Source organism: Mycobacterium sp. IDUB_5, assembly GCF_055419565.1.
This window is the reverse complement of record NZ_JBVAXX010000009.1, coordinates 92,852-114,365: the sequence shown is the minus strand read 5'-3', so window position 1 is coordinate 114,365 and position 21,514 is coordinate 92,852. Positions and strand designations below refer to the sequence as shown.

Genomic DNA, 21,514 nt, shown 5'->3' with positions numbered 1-21,514 from the left:
AGGTGGCGAAGGAGTTCGCGCGACTCGACGAGTCGCTGCGGGAGTTCATCGCCGCCCAGGCGATGTTCTTCGTGGCGACGGCGCCGTCGTCGGGAGGTCGGATCAACCTGTCGCCCAAAGGGTATCGGGACACCTTCGCGATCCTCGACGAGCACACGGTCGCCTATCTCGACCTGTTCGGCAGCGGCGCGGAGACGATCGCACACCTGCGCGACAACGGCCGGATCACCGTCATGTTCTGCTCGTTCAGCCGCCAGTCGCGCATCCTGCGGCTGTACGGAACAGGGCGGGTCGTCCGGCCGGATGACGCCGAGTTCGCGCGCGTGGCATCGTGTTTCGACGGGGAGCATCCGGGAGTCCGGGCGGCTATCGTGGTCGACGTCGAGCGCATCGCCGACGCCTGTGGGTTCGCGGTGCCGTACTACGACCTCGTCGACGAGCGGCCGGTGCTCGACGACTACCACGCCACGGTGAGCGAGGAGAAGTTCGCCCGGCGCATCGCCGGAGACAACGGGCGCAGCATCGACGGACTCCCAGCCCTGGAACCCGACCACCCGCTGCCGCGTCAGCCGTCGTAGAAGACGACGTTGTCGGCGACGGCGTTGCGGGGGATGTCGAGGAAATTCGCCGCGAACGTCGGATCGGCGTAGCCGACGCATATGCCGCACAGCACGGTCAGGTCGTCGGGGATGTCGAGGACCTCTCGGGCGACGTCGGGATAGAGCGCGGTGGACACCTGCAGACAGGAGTCGAGTCCGCGGTCGGTGAGAGCCAGCAGCAGAGTCTGGAGGAACATGCCGACGCCGAGAGCGTCGGGCAGCCCCAGATCGCGGTGCATGCAGACGATCCCTGCGACCGGTGCGCGGAAGAAGTCCCAGTTGCGCAACTGGGCGTTCCAGCGCCCCTCGGCGTCGTCTCGCGCGACGCCCATCGCGCCGTAAATCAGGGCACCCAGCTGGCGCCGCAGGTGGCTGTGCGATTCCGGGATGCCCAATGACGGCGGCGGGGTCTGCCGCACCGCGGCCGTGAGCGCGGCAGCAAGGCGGTCGCGCCGGGCGCCGGTGGCCAGGAACAGCCGCCAGGGCTGGACGTTGGAGTTCGACGGTGCACGCATCGCAAGGGTCAGCGCTTCGTTGAGCAATTCCTGCGGAACGGGCTTGCCCGGCAGGAACATCCGTGTGGAGTGCCGACGTCTGATGATCTGGTCGAGGTCTGACACGGTGCCTCCTGGCCGGCGGCCGATACGCGGGGATCTTTACGGGGTTGCGGGTTCAGCATTGTCGACCGGCGCGACCATGTCGACACCCGGCCGGCCGAGCATGGTCACCAGGACGCGCATCGGACGGAGCCTGGCACACCCGTGGTCTGCGCGCGCTATCGCCGCGGCAATGTGATCGTCGCCTCGGTGCGGGTCGCAGATTGGCTCGCGGCGGCGCACCCGTGACACAATTGCCGGGTGCAAGCGGTGCTGTGGGATATGGACGGCACGCTCGTCGACTCCGAAAAGCTGTGGGACGTCTCGCTGTCTGCCCTCTACGAATCGTTCGGCGGCGAGATGAGTCGCACGACCCGGACCGCGCTCGTCGGGGCCTCGGCGGAGGAGACGATGGTCACCGTGTACGCGGAGTTGGGCCTCGATCCCGATCCGGCCGCGATGGCTGATTCGATCCGGTGGCTGCACACCTACACCGGAGAGCTGTTCGACCGAGGCCTGCCGTGGTGTGACGGCGCCCGCGAGATGCTCGATTCGCTTGCCGCAGAAGGCGTTCCGATGGCTCTCGTCACGAACACCCAGCGTGCGCTGACCGAGCGGGCGCTGAACAGCATTGGTAGACACTATTTTTCGGTGACGGTCTGCGCCGACGAGGTGGCCAGCGGCAAACCGGAACCCGACCCGTACCTGCGTGCGGCGGAGCTGCTCGAGCTGCGGCCTGCCGAATGCCTGGCAGTGGAGGATTCGGTCACCGGGGCGGCAGCGGCGGAGAAGGCCGGCTGCGCAGTGTTGGTGGTTCCCAACGACGTGCCCGTCCCCGGCGGTATTCGGCGCCGGCACGCTGATTCGCTCACCGGTCTCGGTGCCGCCGACCTGCGGCGCATCTTCGTCGAGATCGATCGCGAGCTGCGCAGCGCATAAACCCCCGCACTTGTGGGAATGCACCCGACCGTCGGTCACGAGTGATTGAATGTGACGGGTATCACGCAACGGTGCGGAAGGGTGTCTGATGGCCGGTCACGGTGGTCCAGTCGGGGAAGGCCCCGAGATCTTCGCCAAGGACGAGGACTTCTCCTCGGGCAAAACCGCGATCCGCATCGCGTCGGTCGCGGCGCTCGGCGGGTTGTTGTTCGGCTACGACAGCGCGGTGATCAACGGGGCGGTCGACTCCATTCAGGAAGACTTCGGTATCGGCAACGCCGAGCTGGGCTTTGCGGTGGCCTCGGCACTGCTCGGCGCCGCCGCCGGCGCGATGACGGCGGGTCGCATCGCCGACAAGATCGGCCGCATCGCGGTCATGAAGATCGCCGCGGTGCTGTTCCTCATCAGCGCCTTCGGCACCGGTTTCGCGCACGAGGTGTGGACGGTGGTGCTGTTCCGAGTCGTCGGCGGCATCGGCGTGGGTGTCGCCTCGGTGATCGCGCCGGCCTACATCGCAGAGACGTCCCCGCCCGGAATCCGCGGACGGCTCGGCTCGCTGCAACAGCTGGCCATCGTGTCGGGCATCTTCGCCTCGTTCGCGATCAACTATCTGCTGCAATGGCTCGCCGGCGGTCCCAACGAGCCGCTGTGGCTGGGCCTCGATGCCTGGCGGTGGATGTTCCTGGCGATGGCGGTGCCCGCGGTGCTCTACGGCGCGCTAGCCTTCACCATCCCCGAATCGCCGCGCTATCTGGTTGCCAGCCACAAGATTCCCGAAGCGCGCCGCGTCCTGACGATGCTGCTCGGGCAGAAGAACCTCGAGATCACGATCAGCCGCATCCAGGAAACGCTGGAGCGCGAGGACAAGCCGTCCTGGCGCGATATGAAGAAGCCGACCGGTGGGATCTACGGCATCGTCTGGGTGGGCCTGGGCCTGTCGATCTTCCAGCAATTCGTCGGTATCAACGTGATCTTCTACTACAGCAACGTGCTGTGGCAGGCCGTCGGCTTCAGCGCTGACGACTCCGCGACCTTCACCGTGATCACGTCGGTCATCAATGTGCTGACCACGCTGATCGCCATCGCGCTGATCGACAAGATCGGCCGCAAGCCGTTGCTGCTGATCGGGTCGACGGGCATGGCGGTCACGCTGATCACGATGGCGGTGATCTTCGGCCAGGCGACGCTCAACCCCGACGGGACTCCCAGCCTGCCCGGCGCGTCCGGGACGATCGCTCTGATCGCGGCCAACCTCTTCGTCGTCGCGTTCGGCATGTCCTGGGGCCCGGTGGTGTGGGTGCTGCTCGGCGAGATGTTCCCCAACCGCATCCGCGCCGCCGCGCTCGGCCTCGCGGCCGCAGGGCAGTGGGCGGCCAACTGGCTGATCACCGTCACCTTCCCCGGCCTGCGCGAGCACCTCGGCCTGGCATACGGCTTCTACGGCCTGTGCGCAGTATTGTCGGGGCTGTTCGTGTGGCGCTGGGTGATGGAGACCAAGGGCGTGTCGCTGGAAGACATGCACGGCGAGATCCTGCACCAGGACAAGACCGCCGCCGGCTAGGGCTCTCCAGCCGCGTTCGCCACCGACCGATCGCGGCTCTTCCTGCCCGGCGTGACAGAATCGGCCAACGTGAAGACCTTCGACGCCCTGTTCGCCGAGTTGAGCGAGCGGGCCCACACGCGGCCCGCAGGTAGCGGCACCGTCGCCGCGCTGGACACCGGGGTACACGGCATCGGCAAGAAGATCCTCGAGGAAGCCGGTGAGGTGTGGCTGGCCGCCGAGCACGAGAGTGACGACGCGCTGGCCGAAGAGATCAGCCAGCTCCTCTACTGGACGCAGGTCCTGATGCTCTCGCGCGGTCTCACCCTCGACGACGTGTACGGGAAGCTCTGACCGTGGCCCCCACCCTGCGCGTCGCCGTCCCCAACAAGGGCGCCCTCAGCGAATCGGCGTCGGAGATCCTGTCCGAAGCCGGCTATCGCCGCCGGACGGACCCCAAGGACCTCACGGTCGTCGACCCGGCCAACAACGTCGAGTTCTTCTTCCTGCGGCCCAAGGACATCGCGATCTACGTGGGTTCGGGGCAGCTCGACCTCGGCATCACCGGCCGTGATCTTGCGGCCGACGCCGACGCCCCTGTGAGGGAGCGGCTTGCGCTCGGCTTCGGCGCCTCCACCTTCCGCTACGCCGCCCCCGCCGGCCGCGACTGGCAGATCTCGGACCTGACGGGCAAACGCATCGCGACCGCCTACCCGAACCTGGTCCGAAAAGATCTGGCCGACAAGGGAATCGAAGCCACCGTCATCAGGCTCGACGGAGCCGTGGAGATCTCCATCCAGCTCGGGGTGGCCGACGTCATCGCCGACATCGTCGGATCGGGACGCACCCTCGGGCTGCACAACCTGGTGGCTTTCGGCGAATCCCTCTGCGATTCCGAGGCGATCCTGATCGAGCGCGCCGATTCCGCGCCGAATCCCGCGCGTGACCAGCTGGCCGCGCGGGTCCAGGGCGTGGTGTTCGGTCAGCAGTACCTGATGCTCGACTACGACTGTCCCCGTACGGTTCTCGATCGAGCGACAGAGGTGACGCCAGGTCTGGAATCGCCGACCATCGCGCCGCTGGCCGATCCCGCGTGGGTCGCCGTCCGGGCGCTGGTGCCGCGCCGCGACGTCAACGCGATCATGGACGAACTCGCCGCCATCGGCGCCAAAGCGATCCTGGCATCGGACATCCGGTTCTGTCGCTTCTAGCGTGTTAGCGTCGCGGTGTCCAACGACGGAGGTCGCAGATGACGCAGGTCCTTGTTCTCGTGTTCGCGCTCTTGATCGGGGTGATCGCTGGCCTGCGTGCCATGACCGCCCCGGCCGTCGTCGCCTGGGGTGCACTCCTCGGCTGGATCGGCGTCGACGGCAAATGGTCGGAGTGGGTGGCACACCCCATCACCGTCGCCGTGCTGACGATCCTGCTGGTCGTCGAACTCGTGACCGATCAGCTGCCGAAGACGCCGAGCCGAAAAGTGCCGCCCCAGTTCATCGCCCGCCTGATCACCGGCGGCTTCGCCGGCGCAGTCATCGGCAGCGCGTCCTTCCACACCTTCATCGGGACCGGGGCCGGCATGATCGGGGCCGTCCTCGGCACGTTGGCCGGGGCCGAGCTCCGCAGCCGCGTCGCCGCGGCACGCGGCGGCAATGACCGCCCCGGCGCGTTCGGCGAAGACGCACTCGCCGTCATCGGTGGTGTCGTGGTCGTCTTCCTCGTGAGCCTGAGCTAGCTCCATGACACAGAAATTCGACGCGATCATCGTCGGTGCGGGACAGGCAGGTCCACCGCTGGCCGGCCGACTCACCGCGGCGGGGCAGAAGGTCGCCGTCATCGAACGCAAACACGTCGGCGGAACCTGCGTCAACACCGGCTGCATTCCCACCAAGACGCTCGTCGCCAGCGCCCATGCCGCCCACATCGCCCGACGCAGCGCCGACTTCGGCATCGGGACCGGGGACGTCACCGTCGACATGGCCGCGGTCAAGGCGCGCAAGGACCGCATCAGCATCGGCGACCGGGAAGGCCTCGAATCGTGGCTGGACGGCATGGACGGCGCCACGCTGATCCGCGGCCACGCGCGCTTCGAGGACCCGCACACCCTGCGCGTCGACGACCAGGTGCTCCAAGCCGACCGCATCTTCCTCAACGTCGGCGGCCGTGCCGTCGCCCCGGACATGCCAGGGCTCGCCGACGTCGACTACCTGACCAATGTCGGCATCCTCGAACTCGACGTGGTGCCCGAGCATTTGGTGATCATCGGCGGCAGCTACATCGCACTGGAGTTCGCCCAGATGTACCGGCGTTTCGGCGCCGAGGTGACCGTCGTCGAGAAGGGCCCCCGGCTGACCTCCCGGGAGGACGAGGACGTCTCCGCGGCCATCCGAGAGATCCTCGAAGGCGAAGGCATCCAGATCGTCACCGGGGCCGAGGGCATTTCATTTGCCAAGCAGGAGAACGCATTCACGGTCACACCGCACGCCGGCGCTGATCCGATCGCCGGATCGCACCTGCTCGTCGCAGTCGGGCGACAACCCAACACCGACGATCTCGGACTGGACGCCGCCGGTGTCGAGACCGACAAGCACGGCTACATCACCGTCGATGACCAGCTGCGCACCAATGTCGCCCACATCTGGGCGATGGGGGACTGCAACGGCCGCGGCGCGTTCACCCACACGTCATACAACGACTTCGAGATCGTGGCCGCCAACCTTCTCGACGACGATCCGCGCCGGGTCAGCGACAGGGTGATGACCTACGCGCTCTACATCGACCCGCCGCTCGGTCGCGCCGGCATGACCGTCGACGAGGTGCGCCGTTCGGGACGGAAGGCACTGGTGGGCAAGCGGCCCATGACGCGGGTCGGGCGAGCGGTGGAGAAGGGCGAGACGCAGGGCTTCATGAAGGTCGTCGTCGACGCGGAGACCGAACAGATTCTCGGCGCCGCGATTCTCGGCGTCGGAGGCGACGAGGTGATCCAGGACATCCTCGACGTGATGACCGCGAAGCTGCCCTACACCGCGATCTCACGCACCATGCACATCCACCCGACGGTCAGTGAGTTGGTACCGACGATGCTGCAGGAGCTGACCCCGCTGGACTGAGCGCCGCCCCTTGACTGTGGCATGAGTCACAGTAATATGACCAGTGGTCATATCAAGCCTGGGAGGCGCGATGCCCACGGTCACCTGGTCCCGTCTCGGCGGTGAACGCCGGGCTGCGGTGGTGGCCGCGGCCGAGGCCGAGTTCGCCGCCCACGGCTTCTCCGGAGGCAGCCTCAACGTCATCGCCCGGCGCGCGGGGGTCGCTAAAGGCAGCCTCTTCCAGTACTTCGCCGACAAGCGCGACCTGTACGCACACATCACCGACGTCGGCAGTCAGCGGGTGCGGACGTACATGGAAGACCAGATTCGCGACCTCGACCCGACCCGACCGTTCTTCGACTTCCTCACCGACCTGCTCGACGTCTGGGTGGCCTACTTCGCCGAGCATCCCCGGGAGCGGGCCCTGCACGCCGCGGCGAGCTTCGAGGTCGACACCGATGCCCGGGTCAGCATCCGCGCGGTCGTCCACCGCCATTACCTGGAGGTGCTGCGACCACTCGTGAACGGCGCGCGTGAGCGCGGCGACGTGCGTCCCGACGCCGACCTCGACGCGCTGTTGTCGCTGCTGCTCATGCTGTTGCCCCACCTCGCGCTCGCGCCCTATGTGCGCGGCATGGATCCGTTGCTCGGTCTCGACGAACTGTCGCCGGACCAACCGGCCTTCGTCGTCCGCCGATACGTCGCGGTGCTCGCCTCCGCTTTTGGATCCCACGGATCCCACACTCGTCAGACCTTGCCCATCGCATCGCATGAAGGAGAACACCCCTATGTCCCACACCCCTAGGACACGTTCGGATTCGCTCGCCGCGGGCGGCCTCAACTGGGACAGCTTGCCACTCAAGCTCTTTGCCGGTGGTAACGCGAAATTCTGGAATCCCGCCGACATCGACTTCTCCCGCGACCGAGCCGACTGGGAGGCGCTGACCGATCTGGAACGCGAGTGGGCCACCCGGCTGTGCGCGCAGTTCATCGCCGGCGAGGAGGCCGTCACCCAGGACATCCAGCCGTTCATGGCCGCGATGCGGGCAGAGGGCCGCCTCGGTGACGAGATGTATCTGACGCAGTTCGCGTTCGAGGAGGCCAAGCACACGCAGGTGTTCCGGCTCTGGCTCGACGCCGTCGGGGTCACCGACGACATGCAGGTCTTCCTCGACGACCTGCCCACCTACCGCACGATCTTCTACGAAGAGTTGCCGGCCTCACTCGATGCGTTGGTCTCCGACCCGTCGCCGGCCGCCCAAGTGCGAGCGTCGGTGACGTACAACCACGTCATCGAAGGCATGATGGCGTTGACGGGATACTATGCGTGGCACCGCATTTGCGTCGACAACAACATCCTTCCCGGGATGCAGGAACTGGTCCGCAGGATCGGCGACGACGAACGGCGACACATGGCGTGGGGCACATTCACCTGCCGGCGCCACGTCGCCGCCGACGACAGCAACTGGGCGGTGTTCGAGAGCCGCATGAACGAGCTCATCCCGTTGGCGCTCAAGAACACCGACGACGCCTACGACCTCTACGACGAGATCCCATTCGGCCTGGAGAAAGACGAGTTCCAGGCCTACGCCGCCGACAAGGGGATGCGCCGATTCGGCACGATCAGCAGCGCGCGAGGTCGACCGCTGGCCGAGATCGATGTCGACTACTCGCCGCTGCACCTCGAGGACACCTTCGCCGACGAGGACCGCAAGGCGCTGGCTACTTCTGCCTAGAGTTCGTCGGAAAAGTCCGCGGTGAGCCAGCGGTCGGGGCGGACCAGGAAGATCACGCTGTGGCCGCCCTCCATGGATGCCACGAACGCGCGTCCGCCCTCCTCGCCGAGGTAGCGGATCGCGATGGTCTCCTGGATGTCCCGGGGCGACGGGTCCAGTGTGTCGACCACGGTGCCCTCGACGGTGACGTATTGGTACGGCGGCTCCTCGCGCTGGACCACCAGGGTGATCGCCCCAGCCTCGCGGATCAGTCGCGCTTTGCGCGACGACGCACTGGTGTTGATGCGGATGAGACCGTCGACGTAGTCGTACCAGATCGGAACGCTGGCCGGCGGCCTGCCGTCCGAGGCCGCCACCGCCAGCACACCCACGTGCAGATCAGTGAGGAACTTCTGCCGTTCGTCGTCCGAGAAAGCCTTCATGGTGAGGCGCAACAGTGCCGCAGATCACTGTTATTCCCGCGGCAGCTGCCTCACGCCTGGCGCTGCACGAACAGCGTCTGGGCGCAGGTGCCGACGAACCCGCTGCGGTCGAAGACCTCGGCGGTGGTGACCCCGATGCCGTCAGGGCCGATCGACGCCCGCGCGCGCAGCCCGAAGTCCTGGCCAACGGGGAGCCGATGCAGGTGCACAACGGTGTCGGTGTTCATGAAAACGAATTGCGTGGGATCGAGAACCGCGCCCGTACCGTTCGCCGAATCGACGACCATCGCCAGACGTTGCAACGCCGTCGTCGGCTCCGAATCCACGAGCGGCACAAGGGGAGTGAGCCACGCCTCGAACGCTGCGCCCGGCGCGGTGGCCTGCCTGCGCCAGCTCACCGTCTCCAGGTACCCGGCGGCGCCGTCCCAAGCGTGCGTCAGGCCGGCCGTCTCGCCCTCGGGCATCGGGGGGTAGCGGTCGATGGCGGCATCGGCGGTGTCGCTGGTCGCCAACAGCCAGGCCGTCACCCTCGCGACTGCCCGCGTGGTGCCGTCCGGGCGGTCGACTACCATCTCGGCGACCATCAGCGCGATCCGCGTACCGGGCCGGTCCACCCACGCGCGCACCTTCACCTGCTCCACCGGGATCGCGCCGAGGATGTCCAGGGTCAGGCGCCCGACGCGCATGCCGGTGCCTTCGGCGAGGCGCTCGATCGCTCTGGTCAGCAGAGCCAGCGGCGGCGAGCCGTGCTGGATCTGCGGATCCCAGTTGCTGCGGGTGCCGTCGGTGGACTCGAACACCGCGAACTCGCCGTCGACGCCCCGGGAGCGGAACAGGCAGTCGATCACGCCGCGGTCCCCGGCGCGCGCAACACCGCATCGGGATCGCCGTCATCGGGAGGGCCGGCGGGGATCTGCGGCCAGCCCGGGTAGGGGGGCGGGGTGCCGCCGAACGCCGGGCAGAACGACTGGTAGGCGCACCAGCCGCACAGTCGCGACGGGTTGGGCCGAAAATCGCCTGTGGCGCCGGCAGATTGGATGGCAGTCCAGATGGCCATCAGCGTCTTCTCGAACCTCAGGAGCTCGTCGAGTTCGGGGCTGTAGTCGAGGACCTGGCCGTCGGCGAGATAGATCAGCCGCAACCGCGTCGGCTGCACGCCACGAGAACGCAGCAGCGCCACGGCGTAGAACTTCATCTGGAACATCGCCTTGAACTCGGCCAGCGCGCGAGCCGCGGGCGGCGCCTTGCCGGTCTTGTAGTCGACGACCCGCACCTCGCCGGTGGGCGCGACGTCGATGCGGTCGATGAATCCGCGCAGCAGCGTGCCGTCGGCCAGCTCGACCTCGACGCGCTGTTCACATGCCTGCGGATCGAAGCGCGTCGGGTCCTCCAACCGGTAGTAGCCCGCCAACAGAGACCTGGCCTCCTCGAGCAGGACGGCGCGCATCTCGGGGCCGATGTCGTCGGCCAGTGCCGGCTTCTCGGCGAGCACGCGCTCCCACGCCGGGGACGCCAGCTCCAGTGCCGCCTCCGGTACCCGCTCGGCGGCCGGCAGGAGGTAGAGCTGCTCCAGTGCGGCGTGCACCACCGATCCGCGCACCTGCGCTGTCGACGACGGCTCGGGCAGACGATCGATCGCGCGGAACCGGTACAGCAGCGGGCACTGCTTGAAATCGCTGGCCCGCGACGGGGACAGCGCCGGCCGGCGCATCTCCCGATCGGGCTGCTCGTTCACGAATCCCACCCTAGAACCGGCCGCCGACAGATCGGGGTAACCCGGCCGTAGTCGGCGACGCCGGTGCTGGCAGGCTGGTCAGCTGTGCGCAGAACCGGTCCGTTCGACGTGGGTGACCGCGTGCAGCTCACCGACGCCAAGGGCAGGCGCTACACGATGCTGCTCAAGCCGGGCGGGGAGTTCCACACCCATCGCGGCATCATCTCGCTCGACCAGGTGATCGGACTGCCCGAGGGCAGCGTCGTGCGCTCCACCAACGGCGACCAGTTCCTGGTGTTGCGTCCGCTGCTCGTCGACTACGTCATGTCGATGCCGCGCGGCGCGCAGGTGGTGTATCCGAAAGACGCCGCGCAGATCGTGCACGAGGGCGACATCTTCCCCGGCGCCCGGGTGCTCGAGGCGGGCGCGGGTTCGGGTGCGCTGACGTGCTCGCTGTTGCGCGCCGTAGGACCCGAGGGCCGCGTCACGTCCTACGAACTGCGCGAGGATCACGCCGAGCACGCGCTGCGCAACGTGACGACGTTTTTCGGTGCGGCCCCGGACAATTGGGAGCTGGTCACCGCCGACCTGGTCGACTACGCCGGACCGGAGGTCGACCGGGTGGTGCTGGACATGCTGGCGCCGTGGGAGGTGCTCGGCCGCGTCGGCGAGGTGCTCGTCGCGGGCGGTGTGCTGATGATCTACGTCGCCACCGTCACGCAGCTGTCCAAGACGGTCGAGGCGCTGCGCGAGCAGCAATGCTGGACCGAACCGCGCGCCTGGGAGAGCATGCAGCGCGGCTGGCACGTCGTGGGTCTTGCCGTGCGGCCCGAACACACGATGCGCGGCCACACCGCGTTCCTCATCAGCGCGCGCAAACTCGCGCCCGGCGCGATCGCGCCGATTCCGTTGCGCAAGAAGCGTCCGACGGTCTAGCTCTCACTCGTCGTCACTGCGCCGCAGGCTCCGCCGGACCGAGAGCAACTCGACCTCCGGACGTGCCGCGACCAGACGTTCGGCGGCATCGAGCACCGTGACCACATGGGCTCGGTCGCCGCCGACGAGCGCGATCCCGACGGCCGCCCGGCGGTGGAGATCCTGGTCTCCCGTCTCTGCGGCCGACACCGAGAAACGGCGGGCCAACTCGGCGACCAGCGGCCGCACCACCGAACGCTTCTGCTTCAACGAATGCACGTCGCCGAGGAGCAGGTCGAACTCCAGCCAGCCGATCCACATGCTCACCGAGGCGGCGGGGGTGGCGGTGAAGGAGGGGGTGGCGGCGGTGCGGAGGGAGGGGGAGCGGCAGGTGCATCCAGGGCCAGCAGTTGATCGGCGGTCTGACGCGTCAGCTGCCACGAGCCGGCCTCGGGCGCGAACTGCATCGGGTAGGTGAACTGTGAGCCCGGCGGGGTGGCCAGCGTGATCGTCACGGTCGCGACGACGTCACCGGTACCGTTCTGCGTCCAGCCGAGGTCGCGCGCCTCGAACGTCAGCGGCAGAGCGCCGTTGTCGCGCAGCGCGGCGGCGAAGCGATCCAGGCCGGCGGCCTCGCCCGGGGTGCCGTTTTCGATCAGCGAGATCTTGGCATCGCCGGGGACGGCGGGATCGGACAGCCGGGCCAGGACGTCGGTCAGGGCGGACGGTTGGGGCAGCGGCGGGCCACCCGGTGCGGGTGGGGCGGGGGCAGGAATGCCCGCCGTCGGCGTGGGCGAGGTCTCGACGGAGGTCGCCGCCGGAGGTGCCGGCGCCGGGGCACACCCACCCAACGCGAACGCCGCCACAATGGTGGCGGCGCCGCGGTGAAGAGGGTGACGCACCGGCGTCATCGATCGGTAAGGATCAACGTTTTCCAGCTGATCGAAGAGATCAGCCGAGCATCCCGGACAGCGTCCAGAGCGAGGACTGCGAGAGCTGCCAGCCCGTCGGGCTGGGACCTTGAACGAAGCTCAGCGGCATCGACCGGGACTGTCCGCTCGGTAGCGTGGCGGTGACATTGGCTGTGGCGACATTGCCGTTCAGGTCGACGTCGGCGACGGTCGCGGTCAGCGGGAAGTAGCCTTTTTGCACCGCGCTGTTGTACTTGACAGCGACACCTGCACCGGTGAACTTGCCCAGACCCTGCACGTAGGCCTGCTTTCCGTCGAACGAGCCACCCGAGCCGAGGGCATTGACGGTCTGGGTCAGCGGACCGGCCAGATCCGGCGCCGGCGCGAGCGGCGCATTGACCACGACCGGGTTGGCGGAGGCCACGCCCGCACCGACTGCAATCGAGGTCACACCCACGGCCGCGGCACCCGCGAGTGCGGCTGCTGCGGTCCCAGCGGTCACGCTGGTAAAGAGGGATTTGAGGGTCACGACGGTCCTTCCGTTCGGACGAACTGATGTACAGAGGCTAACAGTGTTGCTGGTGTGTCGAATTCCTAGAGCACACACAATGGCTGAATCGCCGGTAGCGTTGAAGTTGTTACCGCACCAACTCCCGGTGTGGGAAAGGAGCTCAGAATGAGTGAGACCGAGCATTCCGGAACATCCCCCGAGAGAAGGCTGTCCCCTGAGGACGCTGCCGAGTTGGAGCAGCTCCGTCGGGAAGCCGCAATCCTGCGCGAACAGCTAGACGGTGCGGTGGGCCCGCAGAGCAGCGCGCGGGCCGCGCGCGACGTCCATCAACTGGAGGCGCGGATCGATTCACTGGCGGCCCGCAACGCCAAGCTGATGGACACCCTCAAAGAGGCCCGCCAGCAGTTGCTGGCGCTGCGTGAGGAGGTCGACCGGCTCGGTCAGCCGCCCAGCGGCTACGGCGTTCTGCTGGGGGTCCAGGACGACGACACCGTCGACGTCTTCACCTCCGGTCGCAAGATGCGGCTGACGTGCTCCCCGAACATCGACACCAAGGTGCTCAAGAAGGGCCAGACCGTTCGCCTGAACGAGGCGCTGACGGTGGTCGAGGCGGGCCACTACGAATCGGTCGGCGAGATCAGCACGCTGCGCGAGATCCTGTCCGACGGGCACCGCGCCCTGGTCGTCGGCCACGCCGACGAGGAGCGCATCGTGTGGCTGGCCGAGCCGCTCGTGGCTGCCGAGCACCTGCCCGACGTCGAGGACCCGAGCCTCGGCGACGATCAGCCGCGCCGGCTCCGTCCCGGTGATTCTCTGCTGGTCGACACCAAGGCCGGCTACGCGTTCGAGCGCATTCCCAAGGCCGAGGTCGAGGACCTGGTGCTCGAAGAGGTGCCGGACGTCAGCTATCACGACATCGGCGGCCTGACGCGGCAGATCGAGCAGATCCGTGACGCCGTCGAGTTGCCGTTCCTGCACAAGGACCTGTACCGGGAGTACTCGCTGCGACCGCCCAAGGGTGTGCTGCTCTACGGTCCCCCCGGCTGCGGTAAGACGCTCATCGCGAAGGCGGTGGCCAACTCGCTGGCCAAGAAGATGGCCGAGGTGCGTGGCGACGACGCCCGGGAGGCGAAGTCGTACTTCCTCAACATCAAGGGTCCCGAGCTGCTGAACAAGTTCGTCGGCGAGACCGAGCGACACATCCGCTTGATCTTCCAGCGCGCGAGGGAGAAGGCGTCCGAGGGGACGCCGGTGATCGTGTTCTTCGACGAGATGGACTCGATCTTCCGCACCCGAGGCACGGGCGTGAGCTCCGACGTGGAGACCACCGTAGTGCCGCAGCTGCTCAGCGAGATCGACGGTGTCGAGGGCCTGGAGAACGTCATCGTGATCGGCGCCTCCAACCGTGAGGACATGATCGACCCGGCGATCCTGCGGCCCGGCCGCCTGGACGTCAAGATCAAGATCGAGCGGCCCGACGCCGAGGCGGCCCAGGACATCTTCAGCAAGTACCTCACCGAGCAGCTGCCGATCCACGCCGACGATCTCTCCGAGTTCAACGGCGATCGCCGGCTGACCATCAAGGCGATGATCGAGAAGGTCGTCGAGCGGATGTACGCCGAGATCGACGACAACCGGTTCCTGGAGGTCACCTACGCCAACGGTGACAAGGAAGTCATGTACTTCAAGGACTTCAACTCCGGCGCCATGATCCAGAACGTCGTCGACCGGGCGAAGAAGAACGCGATCAAGTCCGTGTTGGAGACCGGTCAGCCGGGTCTGCGTATCCAGCACCTGCTCGACTCGATCGTCGACGAGTTCGCCGAGAACGAGGACCTGCCGAACACCACGAATCCCGATGACTGGGCCCGTATCTCGGGCAAGAAGGGCGAGCGGATCGTCTACATCCGCACGTTGGTCACCGGGAAGTCGTCGAGTGCCAGTCGGGCCATCGACACCGAGAGCAACCTGGGGCAGTACCTCTAGCTCAGCAGCGAGTAGCTGTTGGTCAGGCCGTCCTGGAGCACCTGGGCGGCCTGACTGCTGGTGTCGACACGCAGTTCGGTCTCGAGGGTGCGGGTGCGGTAGACCCAGCCCTCGGGAAGCGTCAGTCGGTCGGACAGATCCGGCAGGTCGTCGTAGCCCAGCGCGGGGTCGACGATCTGGCTCCACGTCTGCATCACCCAGTTCCCACCGTCGGTGTCGACGAGCTCGAACACCGGGGCGCCGGCGTCGAACACGAACACCGCGTTACGCGCCACCGTGTTCGGTACGTACGGTGCGGGAGTTATCGACGACAGCGTGACCGTCGCTTGCCGGTACATGTCCAGCCCGCCGAACGTGACGATCTCGCGGTCCCTGCCCATGTCCTTCTCGATGGCGTCCATCAACCAGTAGCGCGGCCCGTTCAGCACGGCCGCCAGCGCGCCGTGCTCGGTGGCCAGCGTCTGGGCGTCGAGCCGGCTCCACAGCTCCGGCGGGCAGTCGTTGAGCGGATAGGTGTTGTAGACGGTTGCCTGAGGACCCTCCGGACCGGCGCTGACCAGTAACACTTCGCCGTAGCGCTTACCCCGCAATCCGGTGTTCCTCATGGGTTGCACTCCTCTCGGTGCATCGCCAGGTAGGTGTCGCGGCCTGCCAGGCTGACCGCGACGTCGGAGATCAGTGGTTCGAAGAAGCGCTGACGGTAGAGCGGGTCGACGCTGGTGCTGACCGTGAAGTACAGGCCGGAGAGCACGGCGACGAACAGCGACATGTGCACGACCGTCTGCGGTATCGGCACGTGGACCCCGAACCACGTTCCGTCGCAGGGCGGTACTCCGACCGGGCAACTCTGTTCACCCGACCACAGCACGATGACGTCGGAGGGGACGGTGACGAAGCCCAGGGCGAGGAAGAACACGAACAGGCCGGCGGTGAACAACACCACCTGGATCGCCTGGGCGACCACCATCACCGCGACGACGTTGACCTTCTCGGGTCGCGACAGCGGTGTCGGCGTCCCCGGGTACAGCCCTGCCAGCGGGGTGTCGGCGAGCAGCGCTGCGGGATCGGACTGCCGGGTCCGGTCCTGACGGAGCGCGCTGACCTCGTCGCGGATCGTGGCCACCATGAACGCCAGCGCGACCGCGGCGAGGAATCCGACCGTCTGCCAGAGCCTTTCACGCGTCATGCGGGCTGACAGTTGCCAGAGTTCGCCCGTGAAGTAGACCACGACGGTCAGCATCAACAGCGGCAGCGCCCGGCTCATCAACGTGCCGAGCGCACCGACCTGCTCCCACGCGAAACGGAAGGCCCACAGCGCGATCGAGCCCAGTCCGATGTAGGTCAGCCAGATCGTCAGCAGCGTCACCGTCAGGACGACCGGCACTTCCGCCGCTGCCGCGGCCGACCACCCGGACACCATGACGGGCATCGCCAGGACGAAGATCCCCATCACCGCCAGGGCCGCGGTCCGACGGCCCATCCGCGCGGCGGTGGTGGAGCGCCGGTGCAGGACCTCCAGCGCGAACGGCGCGGCAGCCAATACGACAGCAATGCCGGCCAGTCGCACCAGTACTCCGACGTCGGGACTCTCGCCGGTCCACTCGGCCAGCAGAAGAACGGTCGCTGTCAGTGCGCCGACCCCGGCGACCGCCGGCGCCGAGCGGGCGAACAGCGCGCGGGAGCGGACCCGCCGCGTCAGCACCAGCGGCAACCCGCGATGCAGGAACCACTCGTGGATCTGCCGGGTCGCGGCGGCCTGCCCTCTCATACGTCCCCGTTCTGCGCACGATTCGGAGTCACCGTCGCCGTGCGGTAGCGGTCACGCGCCACCAGCGTGAGCAGCAGGTCCTCGATCGACGGGTCGACGAACTGCCGGCGGTACTCCTTGTCGGTGACCGCGCGTGCCGCCAGGTACATGAACGTCAGGGCGGTCAGGAACATCGTGAGCTGGATCAGTGCCCCGGGGATCGGCAGTGTCATGCCCAGCAGCTGGCCGTCGCCGGGGCTGCCGCCGGTCAGGGCGTCCAGCAACTCGGGACTGATCAGGATCAACCCCAGAACACCGAACAGCGCACCCGTCACCACAGCCACCGTCAGCACCTGGATGATCTGCGAAAGGGCAAGCACGAAGACGACATTCGTCCGTTCCGGCCGCGACAGCGGGACTCGTCGCGGCCGATCGGGCATCGACTCGAACGGAGTGCCGACGAGCATCTGGGCGTGCTCGGGCCGCTTCGCCTCCGGCGTCAGGATGGGGCGCGCGAGGCCGAGTGTGCTGGACACCAGAAACGACGCAGCCACGGCGAACAGGAACAGCAGGGCCAGCCACAACCTGCCCCGGCTCACCGTCGACGCCATCGTCCACACCGGACCGTTGAAGAACACGAGCACGGTCAACAGCATCACCGGCAGCGCCCGCAGCAGCAGGCTGCCCACCGATGCAAGATTGCGCAGCGTCACGCCGGCGACCCAGCCGAGCACCGACCCCAGTCCCGTCGCGGTGCCCAGCAGGATCACCCCGATCACGACCCCCTCGACCACCACGTCCACGACGATCCGCGCGCTCGGACCACCGAACACCGCGGCCACACCCGCCACCGCCACCGAGGCTGCCGACACCGCTTCCCGTCGCCGACGGTGAGTGATGCGCGAGACCAGCCGGCCCACGGTCACGGCCGCCGGCGCCACCAACACCACGATCGCGAGGACGAACCATTCCGTGCGGGTCGGGGTGCCGTCGATGTCGATCGTGTGCTTCCCGGTCGCCGCGACGACCACGACGGAGAACGCCATGCACACCCCGAACGCGGCCAGCGCCGGCGCCGACCGGGCCCACACCCCGCGCACCAGCGTCCCGGGCCGCAGCACCGCGGGCAGGCCTCGGCGCAGGAACCACGCTTCTGCGGCCGAGCGCAGGTCGGTGTCGCCGGATCGGGTGATCATGATCGCCCTCATTGCACCATGCCGCCCAGCTCATCGACGGTATTCCGGACCGGGCAGCTGTGAGCCGATCATGGCGCACCTCTACGCTGGTCGATATGCAACGGATCATCGGAACGGAGGTCGAGTACGGCATCTCCTCGCCGTCCGACCCGACCGCCAATCCGATCTTGACGTCCACCCAGGCGGTCCTGGCCTACGCCGCGGCGGCCGGCCTCCAGCGAGCCAAGCGCACGCGCTGGGATTACGAGGTGGAATCCCCGCTGCGCGACGCCCGGGGCTTCGATCTGAGCCGCTCGTCCGGGCCGCCACCTGTCGTCGATGCCGACGAGGTCGGCGCGGCCAACATGATCCTGACCAACGGCGCCCGGCTCTACGTCGACCACGCCCATCCGGAGTACTCCGCACCGGAGTGCACCGACCCGATGGACGCGGTCATCTGGGACAAGGCCGGCGAGCGGGTCATGGAGGCCGCGGCCCGTCACGTGGCGAGTGTGCCCGGGGCGGCGAAACTGCAGCTCTACAAGAACAACGTCGACGGCAAGGGCGCCTCCTACGGTTCCCACGAGAACTACCTCATGTCGCGCCAGACGCCGTTCTCGGCCGTCATCGCCGGCCTGACCCCGTTCCTGGTGTCCCGTCAGGTGGTCACCGGCAGTGGCCGGGTCGGGATCGGACCGTCCGGCGACGAGCCGGGCTTCCAGCTGTCGCAGCGTTCGGACTACATCGAGGTCGAGGTCGGCCTGGAGACGACACTCAAGCGCGGCATCATCAACACCCGCGACGAGCCGCATGCCGACGCCGACAAGTACCGGCGCCTGCACGTCATCATCGGCGACGCCAACCTGGCCGAGACGTCGACCTACCTCAAGGTCGGCACCACCTCCCTCGTGCTCGACGTCATCGAAGAGGGAGCGCAGGTCGGCATCGATCTGAGCGATCTCGCGCTGGCCCGTCCGGTGCACGCCGTGCATGTGCTCTCCAGGGATCCGTCCCTGCGGGCGACGGTGGCGCTGGCCGACGGTCGGGAGCTGACCGGCCTTGCGCTACAGCGCATCTACCTCGATCGGGTGGCCAAGCTCGTCGACAGCCGTGACCCCGACCCGCGCGCCAACAACGTTCTCGAGACGTGGGCGCACGTGCTCGACCTGCTCGAGCGGGACCCGATGGAGTGCGCCGACCTGCTCGACTGGCCGGCCAAGCTGCGTCTGCTCGAAGGTTTCCGAAACCGGGAGAACTTGAGCTGGAACGCGCCCCGGCTGCACCTGGTGGACCTGCAGTACTCGGATGTGCGGCTGGACAAGGGCCTGTACAACCGACTGGTGGCCCGCGGCTCGATGAAGCGGCTGGTCACCGAGCAGCAGGTGCTCGACGCGGTGGACAACCCGCCCACCGACACCCGGGCCTACTTCCGCGGGGAGTGCCTGCGTCGCTTCGGTGCCGACATCGCGGCGGCCAGCTGGGATTCGGTGATCTTCGATCTCGGCGGTGACTCGTTGGTGCGCATCCCCACCCTCGAGCCTCTGCGAGGCAGCAAATCCCATGTGGGTGCGTTGCTGGACTCGGTCGACAGCGCGGCCGAGCTCGTCGAGCAACTCACGAACTGATCGGGCTATCCCCGGCAATCCGGTGGCTGACCGGTAGTGTGAAGGAACGGCGGGCGGGACGGCTCGGCATCTGAGGATGTCACGCCTGGAGTGAGAGACGCAGGAGGCAGCGATGGCGCAGGAGCAGACCAAGCGCGGCGGCGGAGGCGGCGAGGACGACGACCTCACCGGCAGTACGGCTGCCGGCCAGGAGCGCCGAGAGAAGCTGACCGAGGAAACCGACGATCTGCTCGACGAGATCGACGACGTCCTGGAAGAGAACGCAGAAGACTTCGTGCGTGCGTACGTGCAGAAGGGTGGACAGTGACCTGGCCGCATCGCGATCAGACCTCTGCCAACCCCGTACCGGGAGCCTTTGACGCCTTGCCCGCAGGCCTGTCGCACGGCGGTGTGAACCCGTCGTCGTTCTCCGATTTCCTGCGCCACCAGGCCCCTCATCTGCTTCCGGGTGCGGGCGGCGCGGTGCCGACCGCCCTGCCGACCGACATCGTGCCGCACGGCACCACGATCGTCGCGCTGAAGTTCCCGGGCGGTGTGCTGATGGCGGGGGATCGTCGCGCCACTCAGGGCAACATGATCGCCAGCCGTGACGTGCAGAAGGTGTACATCACCGACGACTACACGGTCACCGGCATCGCGGGCACCGCGGCCATCGCGGTCGAGTTCGCCCGCCTCTACGCCGTCGAGCTCGAGCACTACGAGAAGCTCGAAGGCGTTCCGCTGACGTTCCCTGGCAAGATGAATCGGTTGGCCACCATGGTGCGCGGCAACCTGGGCGCTGCGTTGCAGGGCTTCATCGCGCTGCCGCTCCTGGCCGGTTACGACCTCGACGATCCGAACCCGGAGGCAGCCGGGCGCATCGTGTCGTTCGACGCCGCCGGCGGCCACAACGTCGAAGAAGAGGGTTATCAGTCCGTCGGCTCGGGCTCGATCTTCGCCAAGTCGTCGATGAAGAAGCTGTACTCCCGGGTGAGCGACGCCGATTCCGCGCTGCGCGTGGCCATCGAGGCGCTCTACGACGCCGCCGACGACGATTCGGCCACCGGTGGTCCGGACCTGGTGAGGGGCATCTACCCGACCGCTGTGGTGATCACCGCCGACGGCGCAGTCGATGTGGCCGAGCAGCAGATCGCCGGGCTGGCCCGCGAGATCATCGAGAGTCGTTCGCGGGCAGACACTTTCGGCCCCGACGCCGAGCGCGCTAGAGGTGAGCAGCTGTGAGCTTCCCTTATTTCATCTCACCCGAGCAGGCGATGCGGGAGCGTTCCGAGCTCGCCCGTAAGGGAATCTCCCGCGGCCGCAGCGTGATCGCGCTCGCCTACGCCGACGGCGTGCTGTTCGTCGCCGAGAACCCGTCGCGTTCGCTGCAGAAGGTCAGCGAACTCTACGACCGCGTCGGCTTCGCCGCTGTCGGCCGGTTCAACGAGTTCAACAATCTGCGCAGCGGTGGTATCCGATTCGCCGACACGCAGGGGTATGCCTACTCCCGTCGCGACGTCACCGGGCGCCAACTGGCCAACGTGTACGCCCAGACGCTGGGCACCATATTCACCGAGCAGGCCAAGCCCTACGAGGTGGAGCTGTGCGTGGCCGAGGTGGCCCACTACGGCGAGACCAAGCCGCCCGAGCTGTACCGCATCACCTATGACGGGTCGATCGCCGACGAGCCGCACTTCGTGGTGATGGGCGGGACGACGGAGCCGATCTCGACCGCACTGACCGAGTCCTACTCGGAGGGCCTGAGCCTCAGTGATGCCGTGTCCACCGCGGTGACTGCGATGGGTGCGGGCGGAAACGGCAGTGAACCGCGCGCACTCGGCCCGGGCACCCTGGAGGTCGCGGTGCTCGACGCCAACCGGCCGCGCCGGGCGTTCCGCCGCATCACCGGAGCCGCCCTGGAGGCGCTGCTGCCGGCATCGCCTGACAGCAGTGCGCACGAGCAGGCTGCGGCAGAGAACACCGAAGGCTGAATCTCTTCTCCTGCCACCGTGACGGTCCCGCCCGTTCCTGAC

25 protein-coding genes are annotated in these 21,514 nt (G+C 67.7%); 15 read left to right on the top strand and 10 right to left on the bottom strand.

Annotation, left to right across the window (positions count from 1 at the left end; genetic code table 11):
- The first annotated feature begins 2 nt into the window (after window positions 1–2).
- Window positions 3–578, top strand: a complete 576-nt coding sequence (locus ACZY1G_RS26420; protein ID WP_463818158.1) for a pyridoxamine 5'-phosphate oxidase family protein — start codon at window positions 3–5, stop codon at window positions 576–578.
- Here ACZY1G_RS26420 and ACZY1G_RS26415 read toward each other — a convergent pair.
- Window positions 566–1,219, bottom strand: coding sequence for a nitroreductase (locus ACZY1G_RS26415; protein ID WP_463824031.1), 654 nt, complete (start codon window positions 1,217–1,219; stop codon window positions 566–568). The genes ACZY1G_RS26420 and ACZY1G_RS26415 overlap by 13 nt on opposite strands.
- Before the next feature lie 237 nt (window positions 1,220–1,456).
- On the opposite strand from ACZY1G_RS26415, the gene ACZY1G_RS26410 reads away from it, so the two are divergent.
- The 8 genes from ACZY1G_RS26410 (at window position 1,457) to ACZY1G_RS26375 (ending at window position 8,496) form a co-directional block, all read left to right on the top strand.
- Window positions 1,457–2,134, top strand: coding sequence for an HAD family hydrolase (locus tag ACZY1G_RS26410; RefSeq protein WP_463818156.1), 678 nt, complete (start codon window positions 1,457–1,459; stop codon window positions 2,132–2,134).
- 88 nt (window positions 2,135–2,222) lie between these two features.
- Complete coding sequence (locus ACZY1G_RS26405) at window positions 2,223–3,695, top strand: sugar porter family MFS transporter (protein ID WP_463818155.1); 1,473 nt, start codon at window positions 2,223–2,225, stop codon at window positions 3,693–3,695.
- Between the two features lie 51 nt (window positions 3,696–3,746).
- The gene (locus ACZY1G_RS26400; RefSeq protein ID WP_463824030.1) at window positions 3,747–4,028 is read left to right on the top strand and encodes a phosphoribosyl-ATP diphosphatase; all 282 of its coding nucleotides are present in this window, start codon (window positions 3,747–3,749) and stop codon (window positions 4,026–4,028) included.
- A 14-nt stretch (window positions 4,029–4,042) separates the two neighbouring features.
- Window positions 4,043–4,885 (top strand): ATP phosphoribosyltransferase, encoded by an 843-nt coding sequence (gene hisG / locus ACZY1G_RS26395; protein ID WP_463824091.1) that lies wholly within the window; start codon window positions 4,043–4,045, stop codon window positions 4,883–4,885.
- A 38-nt stretch (window positions 4,886–4,923) separates the two neighbouring features.
- Window positions 4,924–5,406, top strand: a complete 483-nt coding sequence (locus ACZY1G_RS26390) for a DUF4126 family protein (RefSeq protein ID WP_463818153.1) — start codon at window positions 4,924–4,926, stop codon at window positions 5,404–5,406.
- A 4-nt stretch (window positions 5,407–5,410) separates the two neighbouring features.
- On the top strand, window positions 5,411–6,781 hold the full coding sequence (locus ACZY1G_RS26385; RefSeq protein WP_463824029.1) for an FAD-containing oxidoreductase: 1,371 nt from the start codon (window positions 5,411–5,413) through the stop codon (window positions 6,779–6,781).
- A 70-nt stretch (window positions 6,782–6,851) separates the two neighbouring features.
- Complete coding sequence (locus tag ACZY1G_RS26380) at window positions 6,852–7,565, top strand: TetR/AcrR family transcriptional regulator (RefSeq protein WP_463824028.1); 714 nt, start codon at window positions 6,852–6,854, stop codon at window positions 7,563–7,565.
- Window positions 7,549–8,496 carry a R2-like ligand-binding oxidase gene (locus ACZY1G_RS26375; protein WP_463824027.1) on the top strand — a complete coding sequence of 316 codons (948 nt, stop codon included), beginning with the start codon at window positions 7,549–7,551 and terminating at the stop codon, window positions 8,494–8,496. Before ACZY1G_RS26380 ends, ACZY1G_RS26375 begins: the two co-directional genes overlap by 17 nt.
- Here the strand turns inward: ACZY1G_RS26375 and ACZY1G_RS26370 are convergent.
- From ACZY1G_RS26370 to ACZY1G_RS26360, 3 genes are read right to left on the bottom strand one after another with little or no spacing between them, the layout of a single operon-like run.
- A complete protein-coding gene (locus ACZY1G_RS26370; RefSeq protein WP_463818149.1) occupies window positions 8,493–8,918 on the bottom strand; it encodes a pyridoxamine 5'-phosphate oxidase family protein in 426 nt (141 codons plus the stop codon). The two genes, ACZY1G_RS26375 and ACZY1G_RS26370, sit on opposite strands and share 4 nt — an antisense overlap.
- Window positions 8,919–8,968: 50 nt before the next feature.
- Window positions 8,969–9,766 carry a thioesterase family protein gene (locus tag ACZY1G_RS26365; protein ID WP_463818148.1) on the bottom strand — a complete coding sequence of 266 codons (798 nt, stop codon included), beginning with the start codon at window positions 9,764–9,766 and terminating at the stop codon, window positions 8,969–8,971.
- Window positions 9,763–10,653, bottom strand: coding sequence for a RecB family exonuclease (locus ACZY1G_RS26360; RefSeq protein WP_463824026.1), 891 nt, complete (start codon window positions 10,651–10,653; stop codon window positions 9,763–9,765). Before ACZY1G_RS26360 ends, ACZY1G_RS26365 begins: the two co-directional genes overlap by 4 nt.
- An 84-nt stretch (window positions 10,654–10,737) precedes the next feature.
- On the opposite strand from ACZY1G_RS26360, the gene ACZY1G_RS26355 reads away from it, so the two are divergent.
- Window positions 10,738–11,568, top strand: a complete 831-nt coding sequence (locus ACZY1G_RS26355; protein WP_463818146.1) for a tRNA (adenine-N1)-methyltransferase — start codon at window positions 10,738–10,740, stop codon at window positions 11,566–11,568.
- Window positions 11,569–11,571: 3 nt separating this feature from the next.
- On the opposite strand, the gene ACZY1G_RS26350 is transcribed toward ACZY1G_RS26355, so the two are convergent.
- The 3 genes from ACZY1G_RS26350 to ACZY1G_RS26340 are packed head-to-tail and all read right to left on the bottom strand — an operon-like array spanning window position 11,572 to window position 12,960.
- A complete protein-coding gene (locus ACZY1G_RS26350; protein ID WP_463818284.1) occupies window positions 11,572–11,868 on the bottom strand; it encodes a DUF503 domain-containing protein in 297 nt (98 codons plus the stop codon).
- Window positions 11,869–11,870: 2 nt separating this feature from the next.
- Complete coding sequence (gene lppK, locus ACZY1G_RS26345; RefSeq protein ID WP_463824025.1) at window positions 11,871–12,449, bottom strand: lipoprotein LppK; 579 nt, start codon at window positions 12,447–12,449, stop codon at window positions 11,871–11,873.
- Window positions 12,450–12,498: 49 nt separating this feature from the next.
- Window positions 12,499–12,960: an MTB12 family secreted protein gene (locus tag ACZY1G_RS26340; protein ID WP_463824024.1), complete on the bottom strand. Its 462-nt coding sequence runs from the start codon at window positions 12,958–12,960 to the stop codon at window positions 12,499–12,501.
- Between the two features lie 174 nt (window positions 12,961–13,134).
- Between ACZY1G_RS26340 and arc the strand changes: the two genes are divergently transcribed.
- Window positions 13,135–14,955 (top strand): proteasome ATPase, encoded by a 1,821-nt coding sequence (arc, locus tag ACZY1G_RS26335; protein ID WP_463818143.1) that lies wholly within the window; start codon window positions 13,135–13,137, stop codon window positions 14,953–14,955.
- Here arc and ACZY1G_RS26330 read toward each other — a convergent pair.
- The 3 genes from ACZY1G_RS26330 to ACZY1G_RS26320 are packed head-to-tail and all read right to left on the bottom strand — an operon-like array spanning window position 14,952 to window position 17,898.
- Window positions 14,952–15,560 (bottom strand): hypothetical protein, encoded by a 609-nt coding sequence (locus tag ACZY1G_RS26330; protein WP_463824023.1) that lies wholly within the window; start codon window positions 15,558–15,560, stop codon window positions 14,952–14,954. The genes arc and ACZY1G_RS26330 overlap by 4 nt on opposite strands.
- On the bottom strand, window positions 15,557–16,723 hold the full coding sequence (locus tag ACZY1G_RS26325; RefSeq protein WP_463824022.1) for a hypothetical protein: 1,167 nt from the start codon (window positions 16,721–16,723) through the stop codon (window positions 15,557–15,559). Before ACZY1G_RS26325 ends, ACZY1G_RS26330 begins: the two co-directional genes overlap by 4 nt.
- Window positions 16,720–17,898, bottom strand: coding sequence for a hypothetical protein (locus ACZY1G_RS26320; protein WP_463824021.1), 1,179 nt, complete (start codon window positions 17,896–17,898; stop codon window positions 16,720–16,722). The genes ACZY1G_RS26325 and ACZY1G_RS26320 overlap by 4 nt, the downstream gene beginning before the upstream one ends.
- 95 nt (window positions 17,899–17,993) lie before the next feature.
- Between ACZY1G_RS26320 and dop the strand changes: the two genes are divergently transcribed.
- The 4 genes from dop (at window position 17,994) to prcA (ending at window position 21,472) form a co-directional block, all read left to right on the top strand.
- Window positions 17,994–19,502 carry a depupylase/deamidase Dop gene (gene dop / locus ACZY1G_RS26315; RefSeq protein ID WP_463818140.1) on the top strand — a complete coding sequence of 503 codons (1,509 nt, stop codon included), beginning with the start codon at window positions 17,994–17,996 and terminating at the stop codon, window positions 19,500–19,502.
- 112 nt (window positions 19,503–19,614) lie between these two features.
- On the top strand, window positions 19,615–19,809 hold the full coding sequence (locus ACZY1G_RS26310; RefSeq protein ID WP_046365221.1) for a ubiquitin-like protein Pup: 195 nt from the start codon (window positions 19,615–19,617) through the stop codon (window positions 19,807–19,809).
- Complete coding sequence (gene prcB / locus ACZY1G_RS26305; protein ID WP_463824019.1) at window positions 19,806–20,723, top strand: proteasome subunit beta; 918 nt, start codon at window positions 19,806–19,808, stop codon at window positions 20,721–20,723. The genes ACZY1G_RS26310 and prcB overlap by 4 nt, the downstream gene beginning before the upstream one ends.
- Window positions 20,720–21,472 (top strand): proteasome subunit alpha, encoded by a 753-nt coding sequence (gene prcA / locus ACZY1G_RS26300; RefSeq protein WP_463818138.1) that lies wholly within the window; start codon window positions 20,720–20,722, stop codon window positions 21,470–21,472. The genes prcB and prcA overlap by 4 nt, the downstream gene beginning before the upstream one ends.
- Window positions 21,473–21,514: the final 42 nt, after the last annotated feature.

What these genes read in the sequence shown, in the direction of transcription:
- ACZY1G_RS26310 (WP_046365221.1), top strand. Translation starts at nt 19,615, where the DNA reads ATGGCGCAGGAGCAGACCAAGCGCGGCGGCGGAGGCGGCGAGGACGAC.
- ACZY1G_RS26350 (WP_463818284.1), bottom strand. Translation starts at nt 11,868, where the DNA reads ATGTGGATCGGCTGGCTGGAGTTCGACCTGCTCCTCGGCGACGTGCAT.
- ACZY1G_RS26320 (WP_463824021.1), bottom strand. Translation starts at nt 17,898, where the DNA reads ATGATCACCCGATCCGGCGACACCGACCTGCGCTCGGCCGCAGAAGCG.
- ACZY1G_RS26405 (WP_463818155.1), top strand. Translation starts at nt 2,223, where the DNA reads ATGGCCGGTCACGGTGGTCCAGTCGGGGAAGGCCCCGAGATCTTCGCC.
- ACZY1G_RS26370 (WP_463818149.1), bottom strand. Translation starts at nt 8,918, where the DNA reads ATGAAGGCTTTCTCGGACGACGAACGGCAGAAGTTCCTCACTGATCTG.
- ACZY1G_RS26330 (WP_463824023.1), bottom strand. Translation starts at nt 15,560, where the DNA reads ATGAGGAACACCGGATTGCGGGGTAAGCGCTACGGCGAAGTGTTACTG.
- arc (WP_463818143.1), top strand. Translation starts at nt 13,135, where the DNA reads ATGAGTGAGACCGAGCATTCCGGAACATCCCCCGAGAGAAGGCTGTCC.
- ACZY1G_RS26385 (WP_463824029.1), top strand. Translation starts at nt 5,411, where the DNA reads ATGACACAGAAATTCGACGCGATCATCGTCGGTGCGGGACAGGCAGGT.
- ACZY1G_RS26325 (WP_463824022.1), bottom strand. Translation starts at nt 16,723, where the DNA reads ATGAGAGGGCAGGCCGCCGCGACCCGGCAGATCCACGAGTGGTTCCTG.
- dop (WP_463818140.1), top strand. Translation starts at nt 17,994, where the DNA reads ATGCAACGGATCATCGGAACGGAGGTCGAGTACGGCATCTCCTCGCCG.
- ACZY1G_RS26380 (WP_463824028.1), top strand. Translation starts at nt 6,852, where the DNA reads ATGCCCACGGTCACCTGGTCCCGTCTCGGCGGTGAACGCCGGGCTGCG.
- ACZY1G_RS26375 (WP_463824027.1), top strand. Translation starts at nt 7,549, where the DNA reads ATGTCCCACACCCCTAGGACACGTTCGGATTCGCTCGCCGCGGGCGGC.
- ACZY1G_RS26390 (WP_463818153.1), top strand. Translation starts at nt 4,924, where the DNA reads ATGACGCAGGTCCTTGTTCTCGTGTTCGCGCTCTTGATCGGGGTGATC.